The sequence below is a fragment of the Micromonospora sp. bgisy143 genome, assembly GCF_057708145.1.
In genome coordinates, this window is sequence record NZ_JBYIRN010000032.1 from 54,913 (window position 1) to 72,841 (window position 17,929).

Consider the following 17,929-nt stretch of genomic DNA (forward strand, 5'->3'; position numbering starts at 1 on the left):
GGAGCACCGATGTACCGCTCCATGGAATACGGCGACACCGCCCGCGTCATCACCCCCGCCGACGCCACCGAACACCGCCTCGGCACTGTCACTGACGTCACTTACTCCACTCCGCACACCACCTACGCACGCCGCTACACGCTGCGCTTTCCCGGCGGCATCGAGCGCACCTTCCCGGCCGATGACGTCGCCAGGTGCACCCGCGCCGACGACCACGCCGCCCTGGAGGCCGCCTTCACCACCGCTTGTGTGGCCTTGCGCGACGCCTGCCGCATCGCCCACGACTACGACCCCGACCTCAGCGTTGGCACCGTGAGCCTGATCCGGCGACTGGTCGACCTCAGCCGGCTACGCCTAGGGCTGACCCTCAACCCGTCCGGCACCGCTGGCGTCGCCGAGACCGGCTCGCCGAACACCCGCAACCAGGGCGGGGGTGACCAGTGATGCCGTACCGTCCGCAGACCGACCGGTCCGGGGAGCCAATTGGGCGAGATGCGCCCGGCTCCACCACGGCGCCGCTGATGGAGTCGCCGTACTGCCGACGCTGCCGACGAGGCGTCAGCATCCGTATCAACGGCCTCGGCGTGGTGACGTACCAGCACGCCAACAATCGCGGCGACAACGGCGACCACGACCCCGAGCCGGTAGCCGTCACCGAGATCCCGGACCCGATCATCGAGTGCGACTTCTGCTCCGCGCCCGACGCGGCCTGGATCTACCGATGCGCCAACCAACTCAGCGAGCACCGACGCGTCACCGCGCGAGTCATCAGCGTCAGCGACTACCGGTCTCGGCACGCAGCGGCCCGGGTACGCCGCACCGACACCGAGCACGCTGTCACTCAAGCTTGGGGTGAACGGTGGCCCGCTTGCCACGGCTGCGCCGACCTCATCGAGGCCCGCGACCTCTACGGACTGATCCGCCGCGTGGTCGACGCACTGCCCGCCAAGCTCACCCGAGGCAAACACCTCGTACGCGTTCGCGGGGAGCTGCAGGCCACCTACTCCGAGGTATTCGACACCCTCGCGCCCGGACGAGGCCGCATCATTCCCGGCCATCCTCTCGGCCTCTGGCCGGGCACGGAGACGACCTCATGACCGACACCTCACGGAACCAACGGCCGGCGTTCACCCACGCGAAGGCCCGACGCCGCCTCGGCGCGGTCTGCGCAGCCGACGACGGACCGCTGACCCGCATCACCGACGACCCGCACCTCGTCACCTGCCCCGACTGCGAGGGACAGGTCGAGTTCGACGCGCTTCCCGACGACGCCACCGCAGGTGATCCCCGCATGATCGAGGTGCTGCGCGAGGTCACACGCGGCAACTGCCGCAAGATCGACGGGGTGTTGGTGGACATGACGACCGCCGCCGCGATCCTGGCCGTTTACGACGCGCTGAAACCCGCTACGCGGGTGAAACTGGCCGCGCTGCGCGTCGACCGGATGGCGCAGGTGGCGTGGCGGCTGCTGCGCCCGCACGTGTAGACCCGGGTGGGTCGGTGGCCGGCGGGCACACCCGAGGGTGAGTTGCGATCCCGCCGGCCACCTCACCCACCCGGGCCGCCTGCGGACCACACGACCGCCTCCACCCGGGTCGGGCGCGTCGCCGATCCTACGGCGAAGAGCGCACCCGCTTCGACCACGCGGCGCCGCAGCGAGTTACCCCGAGGGAGGATGGCAGCGTGGCACGACGCATGATCGGTGGACGGCAGGCCCTCGACCGGGCGGCCGTCGGCGCGCATACCGAGGCGGCGTACTCCACGGTCAACCACTGGCACCGCCACCGCGCCCGCTTCGGCTTCCCCGAAAGCTTCCGCCATGACGGCCGCGACTGGTTCTGGCTCGACGACATCGAGGCGTTCCACGCCGCGCACCAGGCCGCGAAACGTGCCGAGCTGACGAAGGTCGACCGCCGCGGCAACCCGGAGGACCTCATCGGCTCGGGACAGGCGGCGAAAGTCCTCGGCTACAGCTCGTATCGCAACCTGCCGGACACCCTGTACGACCAGCCTGACCGGCTTGACGCGCTGCCGGATGGGCGGATGCGCCGACTGTGGTTCCGGCGCACCGTATGGGCGGTGGCCGACGCCCGTACGGGGCGACAGTCCACCGGCCGCACCCCCGGCACACCCGGTGCCCGCAAACCGCACCCGTACGCCGATGACCCTCGACTTCCGTCAGCGATCGCGCTCTTGGCCGAGGCCGACCGGACCGGGCGGAAGCTGCGCGGCCTCGGTGTCGCGCTGGCTCGGCAGCTCGGCATCACCCAACGCACCGCGCAACGGCTGATCGCCGCCGCTTACACCACGAGCGACACCTCTTCCGGGCAAACGGCCTGAGAGCCACAGGTGCCGCCGAAACCCGGCATCCCGGCCTCGGCGGCACCTGTACTGCGAGCTGTCTAGTCCTCGTCGTCCTCGGCAGCGGCCTGAGGCGTCGGAACCTCCATCAGGTAGCTCAACGCGCCGTTGATGTCGGTGTCTCGGCTGTCGGCGGTGCGCTTCAGGACGTCGTACACGTCGTCAGCGACCTCGATCGTGCGGAGGCCGTGTTTCCGGTCGGTCATGTGTGGTCCCTTCTGGCAACGTTCGGCATGGTGCCGGTTCGTGCACCCGTGCCTATCCACGCTGACCTCGACGGTGCGATCAAGACCGCCGCCCGTCCCAGGCCAGGGCTACGACTGAAGCTCTGCGGGGCGTCGTCTCGAATGGCGGCCTCGGCGGCGCGGAGCAGGGCGGCGATGCCGTCAGCATGCTCCGGGCATACCCGCCCAGCATCGGCCGCAAGGCCGGTCGAACTCGCCTGACACCGACCACGACCCGACAAGACCGATCAGCGGCTCACGGAGTTGTCTAGGGGCGCACGACCAACTCGATGGGCGGCTGTCGGCCGCGACGTTAGCTCATGCCGATGAGCATGCATGTGATTTGCGCGGCAAACCGAGTCGCCTTTGCCGGATGATGTCTGGTTCGGCGACTACTACGACCCCTGCATATCCGCCGCGAAGAGTCGTATGAGCGGCTTGGCGATACGCGCGACTGCCGTCAGTTGGGGCACCGTCAACGCCATCACCTACCGCTTGGTGGCTACAACGACATCCTGGTGAATTTGCGCGTGCACGTATGCTTTACAACAAGTTCGACCGAACGGTCACACCTAAGTTCAATCGATGGAGGTGTCATGACGTTGAACGGCGATCGCGTGCGTGTGCCACTCGAAGTATGGCGGCTGCTCCGGGAATGCGACGGCGTGATCTGGGACTTCGATGGCGTCGTCGCAGATACCGAACCCACTCAGGGTGAATCTTTCCGACTTATGCTGGAGCGATTGGGCGTGCAGCCGGTTGGCGACTTCTTCAGGGGTTATGTCGGTCGCAGTGAACGGGAGATCTGGGAAGACCTGTCTGCTGAGCACCGCTTGCGGAGCACTCTGGACGAACTAGCGACGGCGAGGTCGAAGATATACCTCGAACTCGCGACGTCAACGTTGGCGCCCGCATTTTACGTCAGCCCCATGCTGGATGAGGCCGATGAGCTTGGCGTGGCCAATTTTGTGGTGAGTTCGGGGAGTTATCGGAACATTTGGAACCTTCTGCAGACCTGGAAACTTGGTCAGCGGTTCGCCGCGATCTATTGTGCGGGGTCGCCGGAATCGTCCGCACTGCACACGAAGAAGGAGCGCCTATCCAGTGTGCTTGCGCGACACCGCTGCCCGTTGGTCGTCGAAGACAGTGCGGACTATCTCAGGCTGGCCAGTTCACTCGGCGCGCGCACGATAGGGATCCAACACAGCCTGAATGACCTGTCTCAGGTGTCGGCGGATCTCGTCATCAAGGTGCCGAGCCAATATTGAGAGCGCGCGCAACCCAGGACGACCGTTCAATCAGACGAGAGTACGCGGGAAGGCAGTAGCTTCGGTAATAGAGAAGGTGCCTTAGATCGATGGTGCTAGGGTCCCGGGCACGGACCGTTCGCGAGGCGATCTCCAAGTCTATTAGGTAAAATATGCTTGCCGAGTAGAGTACTGCGGATGGCAGGTCGGCCAAGAACTCGCCTCCCGGCGGGTTCTCTCCCAAGTAGCCGGCGACAAAAGCGCGAGCGCCAATGGAGGCAATCTTCCGGTCTTCAACCGCGAGGAGATGAAAGACCGCCAGGGCAAGGTCAAAGAGCTGAGGGCCGGCGGTGGCCTTTTCCCAGTCCAGCACCACTATCCGATCTTGGCTGAGTACCAGATTGTCGGCCTTAAAATCGGAATGCACCAAGCCTCGTCCGGCATCGAAAAGTTCCTGCATCTTTGGTTGTAGTCTCATGATTGCGTGCCGAGCGGCGGGTGCGGCGTCCAAGCCGCTAGATCGTATCCCTCCGGGTTCGGTCACTGCTCTTTCGTAGAACCACTCCCGGTTGGGGTGCTGCGGCGTGGCGTGAATGCGGCCGAGCTCCCTCCCGGCCGCCCGCACGCTGGCCGCGTCTAGCGCCCGCGCCTCTTTGAGTGTCATGCCCTCGACGTACGGGCGCAGCAGTGTGGGAAAACCGTTCCATTCTTCGAGCATGATTGGGGACGGGATGACGGACACGCCGGCCTGACGACAGGCCTCGATGACCGCGATGTCCAGCTCGATATCCGCCATCTCCCGGAATGCCTCCAGCCGGAGAACGTACAGGCCCGTGCTGTGGGACACAAGGAAGTTGGCTGACGATACCCCCGAGTGCAACGAGGTGACTTCGGGGGGCTCGCCCCCGAGTGCAGTCTGCAAGAACGATGGCGCCTCGGCGAGAATGGCTGCGAAGTCGATAACTCGGCCTCGGCGGCTTCTCGTCCGGGGAAGAGGGGTCACATCCTTCCCTCTGCTCACAATTGGGCTATCCCCATCATGATCCATGCGAACGCGAAGGTTCCGGGAATGAGATAAGCCAGGATTGCGGTATTCGAGAACAACCAGCGCCGGTCGCTCCGCTGGGCTCGGAGATCACGATAATCCTTGAACAGCTCCGAACATCGCGCCTTTGCTTGGTCGAGGACAAATTTCTGCTTCGCCAGTACGTATGCCCAGGTAGCCGTCAAAAGGAACCCGAGGGCGGTTAGCGGTAGAAAGACAGGGGAATGCTGCTTCCCCGAGATCCCCGTGCCTACCATCGCTAGTAAGATCGACTGTGCCAACAGGAAGTAGTTCGAGAAGGCGTTAAAGTCTGTGTTGAGATTCTGGCGATGCGTCCAAATTCGGTCTTCCGTGCGAGGTTCCATTGCGCCCCCTTCTGCCGGGCCGAGACTACGGCAGCAGCACGTTGCAGATCATTCCCGACGGACCCGATCGCCGCTGAGCCAGTCCGCCTCAGGTTACACATCCTGCGCAACAGAAGGCTCGATCGAATCCGTGCTCGTGAAGCTATGATCTTTTGTGGCGGCCGGCGGTGACGTGGTGCAGCACGAGGAAACCTGTCAATGGCGGTGGCTCGGCGAGTACCGACAGCTTGGTCAGGGTCATCCAGGTGCGTCGGCTCGTTCGCTCGGAGCCGGCCGCGTTCGGTCCGGACGTACCGAGAATCGCGTGATCATGTATCGCGGCCTCCTCGCGTATCTGATCGTGTGCGATGAGCTGTTGATGGCACGTCATAGGGATGCGGTGGGGCGAGAGCCGCTGACCGAACGCGTCTCTTGCCGCAGCGTGGCGAGAAGTTCCGACACGGCGCTGTTGCGGATCGAGTGGCCGTTCTGGCGTATGCGGCGCGCGAGTGCATCGCGGCTGACGGTCTGGCCTTCGCGGATCAGCTCGTCACGGGCGGCGCGGGCGGCGGGCAGCACTGGTACTAGATCCGGGGCAAGGTCCACATGGGCATCGTCTGTGTCGTCGGACGAGTCGTCGTCGTGAGATTCCGTGCCGAGGTCGTGTCCGGTCTCGTTTGCATCTGATTCGTGGTCGCCATCCGGGTGTTCGGCGGCGTCAGGGGCCTCATCGGGACGCAACCTGTCGACATCGAGGTCGACTGGAGGACGCTCGGGTGGCGGTCGCCGATCGGGTGGTGGAATTTCGTTGGTGTCGGGAGTGGGCTGGACAGGCGCGGCTGCGGCGCGTTCGGCCGATGATGGTGCCGCTGGTACCTCGGCTAGGACGGCGTGCGGCTGGTGTTCGGCTTTGCGGCGGCGGGCGGAGAGTTCCACGAGCGAGACTGACGCGACGATGATCAGCCCGTCCACCGAGAGTGGGAGAAGGTAGGGCACGGTGCCGGTCTCGCCGTATCGGGCGACGACTCCGACCATGTGGTGATAGCTGATCCAGGCGGCGATGGCGGCGATGGCTGAGGCGGCGACGACTCGAATGGCGCCGAGTGAGCGCCGGTGCACGGGTACCCGGGTGACCAGCTCGACGGTGATCAGCAGGGCAAGCGGTGGCCATGCCGCGATGGCCTGGGAGATCGGGTTGGCTTGTGCGTGCAGGATGTTCGCGGTGACCGAGGCGGCCACGCCGAGGGTGAGGGTCGCTCGCACGGCCCATTGCATCCGCTGGAGCCGGCTGTCGTTCATGACCGTCCTCCGCTGGTCGGGGCGACGGGTCGGAGCTGCCGTTCGGCGACGCGGCGGGTGGCCTGGGACGGCTCGGCGTCGCCGAGGTCCGCGAGACGTTCCTCCAGCCGGCGTAGCGTGCGCCGCACGGCGTCGGGTCGCTGCTGCCTGCCATGGATGCGCATAATCCGCTGGTACAGCTCCTCGTTGACCGGGTCCAGGTCGGAAGCGCGTTCGAGGGTGGCGATGGCTTGGTCGGGGTGGTCGGGTTCGAGGATTTCGGCGATGCGGGCGTAAGCGGTGAGGATCTGATGGCGATAGCTGGTGGCGTAGTCGGTGGCCCAGGTGTGGTCGTGGCCTTCGGCGAAGTCGCCCCCGTACAGCTCGGCCGCCCGGCGCAGCGTGGCCAGCATCATCACCCCGTCGTCGTCGCTGCTGGTGGCCTGGTCGATGGCGGTGAGCATCTGCCAGAGGTCCACGGTGACGGTCTCGGGGTCGAGCTGGTACCGGCTGGTGGCCGGGTCGTAAACGATGAACATGGGTTCCTCGTGGCCGGTGGCGGCGCGCAGCACCCGCCGGGCGGAGGTGATGTCGGTTCGGACGCGTTTGACGGCGGCGGTCGGGTCGACGTCGGGGTGCAGGTCGGCGGCGAGCTGGTCGAGGGTGCGGCCGGCGGGGTGGGCGGCGAGGACGGCGAGCGTGGTGTAGGAGCCGCTGCGCATTCCGGTGGCGATCGGACCGGCGTCGGTGGCGACGGTGACCGGGCCGAGCACCCGGAGTCGGACCAGGGCTGCCGCGTCGTCGGGCTGGACCGGTACCGGCTCGTTCGTCTCGACGGTCACCGCGGCCGGTGAGGTCTCGGCGGCCGGGTCGTCGACGTCAGCGCCGGCCTCGGGACGGGCTATCGCGTCGGTAAGCATGGCGAGGATGGTGGCGAGGTCGTTCGCGCCGAGGGTGGACAGCCGGGTCACCGAATGCGGTTCGTCGCCGGTGGTGGTGCCCTCGGCGGTGATCTCTAGCTTGGGGATGCCGTCGTGTGGGCCGAGGATGACGGGGTGTAGGTCCAGGGCGGCGCGGTGGGTGGCGACGGCCTGGAGGCGGGCAGCGTGCCGGGGGCTGGAGTCGATGAGCAGCACGTACGGCGGTTGTGTCTCGGCGTGGTTGGTGCGGGCGTTGAGGTCGGTGATCGTCTCGGCGTTGAAGGTGTCCAGCAGCCGGCGTCGGCCGATCATCTCCTCCTCGGCGTGGGTGATGGCCGCAGCGATGTCGGCGAGCACGATGAGACGTTCTCCGTCGTAGGCGGTGTCGTCGGGGTCCAGTCCGACCAGCGGGGCGCCCGGGGGCAAAAGTCGAGCGAGTAGTTCGGCTGTGGTGACGACTACCGGGCGGGCGGTGGGGCTGTCGGTGACGCCCGTGGTGAGGACAGCGGCGAGGACGGCGCGGACTGCTGGGATGGCGCCTTCTCCCGTGAGGGCAAGGCCAGGTCCGGGCAGGTTCAAAAGGCTCACCTCGTTGCCCTCCAAGTCGACACCGACCGGAGCTGGCACGGCGGGGCTGGCTCGGCGATGGCCACCGACGGCGGTGCTGAACTCGCTGCTGAGGGCAATTGCGGCGTGATTGAGAGCCGGCGGCATCGAAGTGAGCTGCGGAGCCGGGCTGACCGGTGTCCCGAATATCAGTCGGGCGTGGCGGCGTCGGTGGAGACGCAGCAGCGCGGCCACGGCGGCGATGGCGGCGGCCAAGCCGAGGCTGATCCAGCCCTGCGTTGGCAGTGCGATCCTCGCCTCGTCCCCTGGCTGATCTCGGCGCGATTCGGAGGCGGACGCCGCACCGTCGGCAGGGGCGTCTGGTGTGCTCGGTGCGGGGTCGTGCGGCCTCGGCGTACTCGTTGTTGTGGGCTCGGGGGCCGGTACGGCGCTGGCTGGTGGTGCCGGCGGCTCGGTGGGCGCGGGGCCGGTTGTCCCGGGTGTCGCGACGTCGGGGCTGCCAGGGGTGGGAGCCGTGGGATCAGGTAGGGCAGGCGCCGGTGTGGATTCCCGGGCGGGGAGCGCGAGTGTCCATCCGACGTGGATTTCGTCGGGGTCGGTGAGGGCGTAGCCGTTAGCCTGTTTGTGCCCCCGGTTGAGTGTGTAGATCTCTCGCCAGCGTTCTGGGTCGCCGAGATGCTTCGCGGCGAGGTCCCACAAGCTGTCTCCGGCGACGACTCGGCACGTGTCACCCGGGGTGGGACGAGCCACGTTCGCGTCAGCTTCCTGGCGAAGGGCCGGTGGCGGGGCGGATCGGACGGGCACGGTCAGGGCCGGCGGCGTTCCCAGAGCTTCCCCGCGTGGCACTCGTGATACGGGTGCGAGCGGGGCATCCAGGACGTCGAGAGTGAGCCGCCCCTCGCCTACTGACGACGAGGCGTCTGATGACGGCTCGGCGTCCAGCGCGGCAGTGTTGTCGGCGGCAGCGGGCAAAGCGGCCACCGCGGTGGCGGCAGTGCTGCCGAGCAACACGGCCGTGAGAGTTTGCAGTGGCCGGGGTAAGTGCAGCACGACGTGCCAGCGCAGGCGGTCGGCGAGGTATTGGTGGGTGTGTTCCGCCATAGCAACAGCCAGGAGCAGCCACAGCAGCCAGGCCCCGACTTGCCCCAGCAAGGCGAGGAAACCGGCGCTCAGCGGCTGGCTCAGCCACCCGCGTAACTGGTCCGCCGACACCACCCCGGGGCTGGTCCAGCTGGACCGCAAGAGCAGTACCGGTGGTGCCAGCGCGAGCACGACGGTGCCGGCGCGTACGAGCATTGCTGACGTTCGTCTCGCCATGGCGTATCTCCCTCCCGAGGTGCGCAAGGGGCGGTCAGACAGACCGTAGGAGCTGGATACGGTGCCGATACCGATGCTGGTGCTAACAGCACCTCACAGGGCCTTACACGGTCATACACCGGCAGGTCACGGCCTTGCCGGTCCTCCGTTCCTCGCGACATGGGGGAGTGAAGTGGCGATGTGGATTCGTTGCTGCTTCCTCCTCTCTTCACAGACACGCCCTTCGATGGACATGATCGCTGTAGACGATTGCCGTCTATCCCGATGTCGAGGAGGCCGCTATGCGGATACGACTCCCTGCCCGCTTCCCCCGCGCTGTGCATGCCGTCGCGGCTGCCGCCGCCGTAGTCGTTGGGAGCGCTGGCCTCGTCGGCGTCAACGCGCAGCCGGCCTCCGCCACGCCACCGGGCATCCCATCAAAGGCGACGGCGCAATCGCAGCTCAACGCGTTGACCGTGGCCACGGAGGGCTCGACCAGCGGCTACTCCCGAGACCTGTTCCCGCACTGGATCACCATCAGCGGTAGCTGCAACACCCGGGAGCAGGTCCTCAAACGCGACGGCACGTCCGTGGTCGTCGACAGTTCCTGCGCGGCCACCTCAGGGCGTTGGTACAGCCCGTACGACGGAGCGACCTGGTCGGCTGCCTCCGACGTTGACATCGACCACGTGGTGCCCCTCGCGGAGGCGTGGCGGTCCGGCGCGAGTTCCTGGACCACCAGCCGCCGGCAGAGCTTCGCCAACGACCTGAGCCACCCACAGTTGATCGCGGTCACGGACAACGTCAACCAGGCCAAGGGCGACCAAGACCCGTCCACGTGGCAGCCGCCCCTGTCGTCGTACCGATGCACGTACAGCAAGATGTGGATCGCAGTGAAGTACAACTGGGGCCTAAGGCTGCAATCGTCGGAAAAGTCGGCGATACAGGCCATGCTTAACACCTGCAGCTCTTGACCACAGCATCGGCCAGCGGCAGCTCAGGGTTCCCAGTTAAGCGGTGTCGGGAGTTGCCTCGTCGGCGTGGGGTGACCTGGGTGGTGGCAATTTGGGTTGCTGATTGGCGGCGCTGTTTTGTAGGTCGGTCAAGGTGGACGCCGCCGCGTCTCGGCGTGCGCTGAACGCCTGCGGTTCGGTGGCTGCGAGTTCGTCGAAGTACCGCACCCCTTCGGCAACTGCATCAAGAAGCTGCTCCGACGTGTCTCCGAGAATGCGCGCTAGGTATCCGACGGCCCACAGGGACGTGGCGAGGTTGGGGAGATAGGCGTTGCGGTTGCCGTTGGCCAGTTCCCGGTAGAGGTCGACGGCTTCCTGGCTGGCGCCGAGCGCCTCGGCGCGGCGTCCTGCCTCCGCCAACCGAATGGCGTGGTTGTTGATCGACGTGGCGAGGTTCGGTAGGTAGGCGTCGCGGTTGCCGTCGGCCAACTCCCGGCGCAGGTCGACGGCTTCCTGGCTGGCGGCGAGCGCCTCGGCGCGGCGCCCCACTGCCGCCAACCGAATGGCGTGGTTGTTGATCGACGTGGCGAGGTTCGGTAGGTAGGCGTCGCGGTTGCCGTCGGCCAACTCCCGGCGCAGGTCGACGGCTTCCTGGCTGGCGGCGAGCGCCTCGGCCCGGCGTCCTGCCTCCGCCAACCGAACAGCGTGGTTGGTCATCGACATGCCGAGGTCGGGGAGGTAGGCGTCGTGGTTGCCGTTGGCCAGTTCCCGGTAGAGGTCGACGGCTTCCTGGCTGGCGTCGAGCGCCTCGGCGCGGCGTCCTGCCTCCGCCAACCGAATGGCGTGGTTGTTGATCGACATGGCGAGGTTGGGGAGGTAGGCGTCGTGGTTGCCGTTGGCCAGTTCCCGGTAGAGGTCGACGGCTTCCTGGCTGGCGTCGAGCGCCTCGGCGCGGCGTCCTGCCTCCGCCAACCGAACAGCGTGGTTGGTCATCGACATGGCGAGGTTCGGTAGGTAGGCGTCGCGGTTGCCGTTGGCCAGTTCCCGGTAGAGGTCGACGGCTTCCTGGATGGCGGTGAGCGCCTCGGCGCGGCGTCCTGCCTCCGCCAACTGAAGAGCGTGGTTGTTCATTGACGTGGCGAGATCGGGTAGGTAGGCGTCGCGGTTGCCGTTGGCCAGTTCCCGGTAGAGGTCGACGGCTTCCTGGCTGGCGGCGAGCGCCTCGGCGCGGCGCCCCATCGCCGCCAACCGAACAGCGTGGTTGGTCATCGACATGGCGAGGTTGGGGAGGTAGGCGTCGCGGTTGCCGTCGGCCAACTCCCGGCGCAGGTCGACGGCTTCCTGGATGGCGGTGAGCGCCTCGGCGCGGCGTCCTGCCTCCGCCAATTGAACGGCGTGGTTGTTGATCGAGGTGGCGAGGTCGGGTAGGTAGGCGTCGCGGTTGCCGTTGGTCAATTCCCGGTAGAGGTCGACGGCTTCCTGGATGGCGGTGAGCGCCTCGGCGCGGCGTCCTGCCTCCGCCAATTGAACGGCGTGGTTGTTGATCGACATGGCGAGGTCGGGGAGGTAGGCGACGCGGTTGCCGTTGGTCAATTCCCGGTAGAGGTCGACGGCTTCCTGGATGGCGGTGAGCGCCTCGGCCCGGCGTCCTGCCTCCGCCAACCGAAGAGCGTGGTTGTTGATCGACATGGCGAGGTCGGGGAGGTAGGCGACGCGGTTGCCGTTGGTCAATTCCCGGTAGAGGTCGACGGCTTCCTGGCTGACGGCGCGCGCCTCGGCCCGCCGTCCCACCTCCGCCAACCGAACAGCGTGCCTGGTCAGTAGGTACGCTCGGTCGTTTGGCTCGGTCTCCGCTGATGCGGCAGTCAGGGCGTGGGTGGTCAATGCGACCGCGATCTGGCCGAACTCGATCGAGGGATACGGCACCCGCCGCGCTGTCCGCTGGACCCAGTCGGGATCGAGATCGGCCGTGACGAGCAGGACTGTGGCCCGCGAAGCGAGCATTCCGGGGAACTGGAGGCCGACCTGGAGCACGGCCTCGGTCATTACCGGCAAATCCGTGGCCAGCGCCACGTCGATCATCTCGGCAGCGTCGGTCTGGTGGCTGCACGCGCGGCTCAGAACCGTCAATGCCTGGACCGCCTGACCGGGGGCCAACCCTTGCAGGATCCTGTTGCGCTCGGCCGGGGTGCTTTCGGACAGGACCGCGACCGCCAGGTTCTCGGCGAGCAGGTCCGGTTGCAAGGTGCCCAGCACACCGCCTGTCCCGGCCGCTGGGTACAGACCGTACAACCAGTCCACGTACCCGTTGACAACCTCTGGCTGCGCCCCGCCCAGGCCCGGCACCCGGCGGACCAGTTCCATGGCCTGCTCACGGTTGTCCGCGCCCAGCAGCGCCGCCACAGCGACTAGCCGCCGCAACACGGCGTCGGCATTTGACGCACCCGCACCTGGTAGATCGTCGCGGCGGGCCCGGTGCCGCCAGTACCGGGCCTCATGGCCCAGCACTTCGGCCAGCACGTCGTACCGTTCATCACCGCGCGGTCCGCCCAACACCGCTAGTAGCGCCTGCGCATGCAGGCGCAACACCGGATCATCAGGACCGACCCCACCCAGTGGAACTTCACCCGGTGGAGGGCGACGCAGCCGGGCGGCGAACGCCACCACCGCCTCGGCCACGATCTGCTGTGGGGTGTAGTCCTCGATACGAGCCGGTACGTCGATGACATTCGCCGGCAGGGTCAACGCGTCCACCAGATGGGCCTGTGACGGGTACGCCGCCGACAGCGATGACCACCACAACCCGGCCGACCGGGCCAGCAACAACACCCGCACACCACCGGCCCTCTGCGCGACACACAACAGGTGCGCCAACGCCTGCGGGTCACGGGTCTCGGCGTAATCCACCGTCAGCAGCAACCGGCCCGGCCGGTCACCCATCTCAAGCTGCCCGGCGACCGTCGCCTCCCCACCGGGTGCCACCGGCCAGCACTCCCAGCCCGTCAACCGGCCGGCGAAGTGCTGGCCCAACCGGGTCTTGCCTACCCCGCCCGCACCCACCAGCAGCCGCACCACGCTCGCGTCCGGATCGGCGCACCACCTGTCCAACGCTGCCAGCAGCCACCCACGACCGACGAATCCGACCACCGCCGCCTGCGGGCGCAAAAGCCACACCACCGACTCCGGCAGCTCCGACACCAACGCCCCCGCGACCGCCCGAGCGCGCCGATCCCGCCGTTGCCGCACGACCCGAACCCACTCCAGGACTGACGGCGCGAACGCTCCCACCACCGCCGCCGCCACGCCCGCGACCACTGTCCAGGCCGGCTTGTCGTCCGTGACCAAGGCCCACACCGCCGCCGCAGCGACCGCAGCGGGAACCAGCACCGCCCACCAGCAGCGCCTGACCCACCTCCACCCAGCCCGAAACACACCCGCACGATACTGAAGGTGATCAGAACAACACACAGTCGATCGTCCCAGAATGGCATCCGCTCATCGGCAAAGTCGCTCGCTTCGGTCCGTCGCTCGCTGCTACGTGCCGGAGCCGATGACAAGCATTGACCGTTCAGCGGTGTCTAGGCAGCTCAGCGTCAAGATCCGCCAACCGATGAGAAGCTACCGGCCGAACTACTGGTCACAGGAAGGAGCAGGTTCAGGTCACGTAAGTCAGGCTATTGCCGGCTCACGCTGGTTGCGTTGCTGGCCCTACTTCCGAGGCGATCGCGAGCATCGTCGTCGAGCCCTGCCTCTGACAGGAGGCGCAGGAAGCGGCCCTCCAGCTCGGTGGCCGCTTCGTGGTCACCGTGAGCGGTGAGCGCGCTGCGGGCGCGGGCGTGTAAGTCTGCGTTGTACGGGTCGATGCGGAGGCCCGCCTGCAACACGGCAAGGCTGCGCTGCGGGTCAGATTCGACATCGGCGAGGGCGGCGCAGGCGTCGATGACATGCCGGCGGGTCGTTTCGCGGACGGGGTCGAGCCATGGCCAGGTACGTCCGGCGGCGAGGTCAGCGGGATAGGCGTCAACGACGGCTTGCCAGGCAGCGGTGGCGTTGGTGACTGCGGTGGCCGCGTGGTGAATGGCGGCTTGCAGGCCCCAGAGATCGACGGTCAGGTGAGCCGGGTTGAGGCGATAGCGGTCGTCGGTGTGTTCGATAAGGTGCAGCCCGCTGGCATCCCGGATGGCAGTGCGGAGTTCGCTGAGGGTGGTGTAGAGCCGTCCGGTGAGAGACCGGCGGGGGACGCCCGGCCAAATGGCATCGGCCAGCTGTGCGGTGTGAGCGCCGGTGGGATGGTTGGTGGCGAGGAAGACGAGGATCTGGAGGGCGGCGCTGCGGCGGATGGTGAGGGGTTCGCCATCGACGAAAAGGGTGGGCTCGCCCAGGACGCGGAGGCGGAGCTGCCGAATGGCAGCATCGGGCTGGCTGCGGGGCTCGCCTCGGGTCGCTTGCCGCGGGAGCCGTGTCTTCGGTGGTACCTCGTGCGGCAGGGGCGGGTTTTGAGTCGGGCGGGCGGCCGGTGCTGGGTCGGGGCGGACGATGACCGCGAGCAGGTCGGTCGCCGTCACCTGGTCCAAGATGCACAGTCGAGGTCTAGGCTCTTCGGGGCGTAGAGGGTCGTGCAGATGGCCTGTCGGGGTGGCCTGCCAGGTCGGGCCTGCCGGCCATCCTCCCAGCGCAACGACCCGGCCACCGGCCATGGCCGCCTTATCAGCGATGTCGCTCACGTTGTAGCCGTCGCACTCCTCCTCCAATAGGAGGAGGATCCATGGTGAGGGGGCGGACTCGACGAGCCGGGTTATGTCGTGGATGGTCTGCACGGTGGTGAGCTGTGGCAGACGCCGGTCGAGTGCCTGCGCGTGGTCGCCCAACATTCTGGACAGCGTTGCACTGGTGGTGACCAGCGTTGGGCTACGAAGGTGGTGCCCCGCCAGCAGGGCTGTGATCAGCAGACCTCGGCCGATCGACAGGGCGCCTGGACCGTTGACGCCCACACCGCTGACTGGGAGGGCGCCGATAAGGGAGGCGAAACTACCCGAAGGCTCTGCAGGGGCCGACGGGACCGAAGCGTCGGCGAAGGCTGCTTGCACGGCCGCGACGCTCGGGGGCAGTCCTGCGGCGTCAGGTTCCTCGCGGCGGTGTGAGCGGGGTGGGTGGGGCCGGTAGTCGCGGCGGCGTCGCAGCCAGACGAGGGCTGCGGCAGCGGCGACCTGCCCGGCGACCTCGTCGGGCAGCCACCCGCCGGCCAGGTGAATCCCGTCATCGCTCGCCGCCGTGTCCTCACGACTTGGGCTGACACTGTCGGAATCCTCGGGCATCTCTGCTGCGAGCGGAGGCGACGGTTGCGGCGGGGCGATGGTGACCGTGTTGGTGGCGAGGCCGAAGACTGCGGCTCCCGCCATTCCGCTTGCCGTCGCCTGCAGTGGTGTCGGCAGCGGAAGCCGGTGCAGCCATCCCACGGTCGTGCGCAGACGGGTCAGGACCCGTACGGCGACGGTGTAGGCGAGCAGTAACCACAGCAGCCATGCTCCGATCGTTAACGCTGCGGCGAGGGTCTGCTCGGTCAAGGGCTGTTGCACCCACGCCCGGACCTGCTCGGTGCTCGGCCACCTTTGTATGGGTGGGCCGGTCAGGAGTAGCAGCACCGCAGGCGGGCCGGCCAGGAGCGCGAGGACAACCAGCAGCGACATCAGTTGGCGCGGCCATCGCATCTCAGCCAACCTCACCCGACTGGTCGGCACCCGAACGTCGCTGCGCGGCGACGGGGCTCGTGGTGGCGGGGCGAACGATGCGGGTCCACAACCGGGCCGCCCACCACAGCGCTACGGCCACGGCGTAGCTGACGCCGAGGATGCCGGCGGCCCGCTCACTGACAATCGCAGCGCTGATCACCGCGACCGGGGTGCTGAGTATGAGGCGAAAGATCAGCGGAGCTACCAGCGCCATGACCAAGCCAACGCCGAGAAGGAGTCCACCGACGCGCCCGGATATATCGATCCACAACAGCTGGTCGGGCCACCGGTCGGCCGTCAGCGAGTACTGGATCATCCCCATGCCGAGCCCCGCGGTGACGATCGAGCCGGTCGGCGCGGCCAGCAGCGCCGACCAGCCGCCGTGCGGGGAACGCCACTGTCGGGCGGCGACCAGCGCCATCGCCACGGCCATCACCACAATCGGAGCGATCGGCCACAACGCCCACTTCAGGAAAGGACCTACGGGTTCGCCGAAGTACTGGCTGGTGACCACCGCGTAGAGGCCAGCGACCGCCGCGCCGAGGCTCACGGCGGCGAGAATGCCGATACTGACCTTTCCGCCCTCGGTCCGGGTACTTGGTGTCGGGTTGCGCGCGGCGATCAGAGAACCGAGAACAGTTCCTGCGGCGAGGCACGCCAGCAGCGCGAACACGGCCGCCATCGTGAACTCGCCCCAGTTCAAGCGCACCGAGCGGTATACGTTCATCACGCTGTGCTCTTCGGCAGTCAGGAGGCACTGCCAGATCAGCGCCAGCGACGCGAAGCCCGGCACCGCGATCACCACGGCTCGCCGTACCGGCGGCACCGGCACCTCCACCGCGACCGCTGCCTCCGCGTTTGAGGCGCCTGCGTCCGCGGCACCCCTAGCCGCGACGAGCTGAGGATCGGGAACAATCGTGGGGGCGATGCCGGTGTACTCGGCGACGACTGAATCCAGGTGCGGCAGGTGGGCGCTGCCGCCGACGCAATAGATCCCCGCCATATCGCTGGCGGTAAGTTCAGCGGCGGCGATGGACTTCCCGACCAGGTCCGCCACGCGCCGTACCACCGGCAGGGCGGCCTCGACGAGCATGGCACTGTTCGCGATGACCGGTGCCTGCCCAGCAAGCGGTACCGTGACGGCCGGGTGCGCGCCTAACGTCTCTTTCGCGGCGCGAACGCTCTCCGCTACCGTCCAATCGCCCATGCCGTCGCCGGGCGCGTCCTGGCCACCCGTCAAAGCAGCCGTCAAGGCTCGGTCGACGGCGGCGCCGCCGGCGGCAGAGTCAGCAAGCGTCGAGAGGACCTCGAACCCCGCCGGGCCACGGCGAAGCACCGTCACCTCCGCGCCCGCGCCGACGTCGCACACCAGAATGAATGCCCCGACCGCCAGTTGTAGCCCGGTCGCCAGCAAGTGCTCCGCAACAGCTACTGGCGCCTCGACAAGACGCGGCTGCGCCAGACCCGCCCGGTGCGCGGCCTGCCTCATCCAGGTCCGCCGACGTGGCCCCCAACCCGCCGGCACTACCAGGCGGACATCCCGGACCGGCCTACCAGCAACCTGCTCGGCTTCAACCGCGACTCTGCGCAGCGGCGCCGCCGTCAGCGTGAGTGCCTCCACGGAGACGTCGTCGACCGTGACGTCGCCATCCACGGTACGGCGCGGGCTCGGGATGAGCCTGCTCGGCTGCTCCATGGCGGCCTGCCACGCCCGCTGCCCTGTCCGCACCTCCCCGTCGGGGCCCACGTGCACAGCGCTGGGCAGATACGGCAGCCCGTCGAACGATAGCGCAGACGCACTGCCATCAGCCCAGGCCAGAACAGCCACGGTACTGCTGCCGCCACAATCGATCGACAGCCGCGCTTCCCCCGCCTGCATGCACACAGTCAAACATGAAGATCTCATTCACGTCATCTGTTGATCACGCAGAGGTAGATTAACGCTGCACCGCCTACCGAGCGGTG

At 67.6% G+C, this 17,929-nt stretch carries 14 protein-coding genes; 6 read left to right on the forward strand and 8 right to left on the reverse strand.

Annotated elements, in window-relative coordinates; genetic code table 11:
- Positions 1–9 precede the first annotated feature (9 nt).
- The 4 genes from AC3EN4_RS27790 to AC3EN4_RS27805 all read left to right on the forward strand — a co-directional run bounded on the left by AC3EN4_RS27790 (position 10) and on the right by AC3EN4_RS27805 (position 2,340).
- Positions 10–444, forward strand: a complete 435-nt coding sequence (locus AC3EN4_RS27790) for a hypothetical protein (protein WP_435209066.1) — start codon at positions 10–12, stop codon at positions 442–444.
- The gene (locus tag AC3EN4_RS27795) at positions 444–1,097 is read left to right on the forward strand and encodes a hypothetical protein (RefSeq protein WP_435209068.1); all 654 of its coding nucleotides are present in this window, start codon (positions 444–446) and stop codon (positions 1,095–1,097) included. The genes AC3EN4_RS27790 and AC3EN4_RS27795 overlap by 1 nt, the downstream gene beginning before the upstream one ends.
- Entirely contained in the window at positions 1,094–1,486 is a 393-nt protein-coding gene (locus AC3EN4_RS27800) for a hypothetical protein (protein ID WP_435209070.1), read from the forward strand. The genes AC3EN4_RS27795 and AC3EN4_RS27800 overlap by 4 nt, the downstream gene beginning before the upstream one ends.
- A gap of 209 nt (positions 1,487–1,695) precedes the next feature.
- Complete coding sequence (locus AC3EN4_RS27805) at positions 1,696–2,340, forward strand: hypothetical protein (RefSeq protein ID WP_435209072.1); 645 nt, start codon at positions 1,696–1,698, stop codon at positions 2,338–2,340.
- 62 nt (positions 2,341–2,402) lie between these two features.
- Here AC3EN4_RS27805 and AC3EN4_RS27810 read toward each other — a convergent pair whose 3' ends face one another.
- Positions 2,403–2,567 carry a hypothetical protein gene (locus tag AC3EN4_RS27810; RefSeq protein ID WP_435209073.1) on the reverse strand — a complete coding sequence of 55 codons (165 nt, stop codon included), beginning with the start codon at positions 2,565–2,567 and terminating at the stop codon, positions 2,403–2,405.
- Between the two features lie 614 nt (positions 2,568–3,181).
- Between AC3EN4_RS27810 and AC3EN4_RS27815 the strand changes: the two genes are divergently transcribed.
- Positions 3,182–3,853, forward strand: coding sequence for an HAD family hydrolase (locus tag AC3EN4_RS27815; RefSeq protein WP_435209075.1), 672 nt, complete (start codon positions 3,182–3,184; stop codon positions 3,851–3,853).
- On the opposite strand, the gene AC3EN4_RS27820 is transcribed toward AC3EN4_RS27815, so the two are convergent.
- The 4 genes from AC3EN4_RS27820 to AC3EN4_RS27835 all read right to left on the reverse strand — a co-directional run bounded on the left by AC3EN4_RS27820 (position 3,831) and on the right by AC3EN4_RS27835 (position 9,303).
- Entirely contained in the window at positions 3,831–4,880 is a 1,050-nt protein-coding gene (locus AC3EN4_RS27820) for a phosphotransferase enzyme family protein (RefSeq protein ID WP_435209077.1), read from the reverse strand. The two genes, AC3EN4_RS27815 and AC3EN4_RS27820, sit on opposite strands and share 23 nt — an antisense overlap.
- Positions 4,850–5,242, reverse strand: a complete 393-nt coding sequence (locus AC3EN4_RS27825) for a RipA family octameric membrane protein (protein WP_435209078.1) — start codon at positions 5,240–5,242, stop codon at positions 4,850–4,852. Before AC3EN4_RS27825 ends, AC3EN4_RS27820 begins: the two co-directional genes overlap by 31 nt.
- A 366-nt stretch (positions 5,243–5,608) precedes the next feature.
- Positions 5,609–6,520, reverse strand: a complete 912-nt coding sequence (locus tag AC3EN4_RS27830; RefSeq protein ID WP_435209080.1) for a DUF2637 domain-containing protein — start codon at positions 6,518–6,520, stop codon at positions 5,609–5,611.
- Positions 6,517–9,303 (reverse strand): BTAD domain-containing putative transcriptional regulator, encoded by a 2,787-nt coding sequence (locus AC3EN4_RS27835; protein ID WP_435209082.1) that lies wholly within the window; start codon positions 9,301–9,303, stop codon positions 6,517–6,519. Before AC3EN4_RS27835 ends, AC3EN4_RS27830 begins: the two co-directional genes overlap by 4 nt.
- 281 nt (positions 9,304–9,584) lie before the next feature.
- Between AC3EN4_RS27835 and AC3EN4_RS27840 the strand changes: the two genes are divergently transcribed.
- Positions 9,585–10,256, forward strand: coding sequence for an HNH endonuclease family protein (locus AC3EN4_RS27840; RefSeq protein WP_435209084.1), 672 nt, complete (start codon positions 9,585–9,587; stop codon positions 10,254–10,256).
- 36 nt (positions 10,257–10,292) lie between these two features.
- Here AC3EN4_RS27840 and AC3EN4_RS27845 read toward each other — a convergent pair whose 3' ends face one another.
- From AC3EN4_RS27845 to AC3EN4_RS27855, 3 genes are all read right to left on the reverse strand, one after another.
- Positions 10,293–12,989 carry a tetratricopeptide repeat protein gene (locus AC3EN4_RS27845; RefSeq protein ID WP_435209086.1) on the reverse strand — a complete coding sequence of 899 codons (2,697 nt, stop codon included), beginning with the start codon at positions 12,987–12,989 and terminating at the stop codon, positions 10,293–10,295.
- Positions 12,990–13,909: 920 nt separating this feature from the next.
- Complete coding sequence (locus AC3EN4_RS27850; protein ID WP_435209087.1) at positions 13,910–15,799, reverse strand: AfsR/SARP family transcriptional regulator; 1,890 nt, start codon at positions 15,797–15,799, stop codon at positions 13,910–13,912.
- Positions 15,800–15,944: 145 nt separating this feature from the next.
- On the reverse strand, positions 15,945–17,843 hold the full coding sequence (locus tag AC3EN4_RS27855) for an Hsp70 family protein (RefSeq protein WP_435209089.1): 1,899 nt from the start codon (positions 17,841–17,843) through the stop codon (positions 15,945–15,947).
- Positions 17,844–17,929 lie beyond the last annotated feature (86 nt).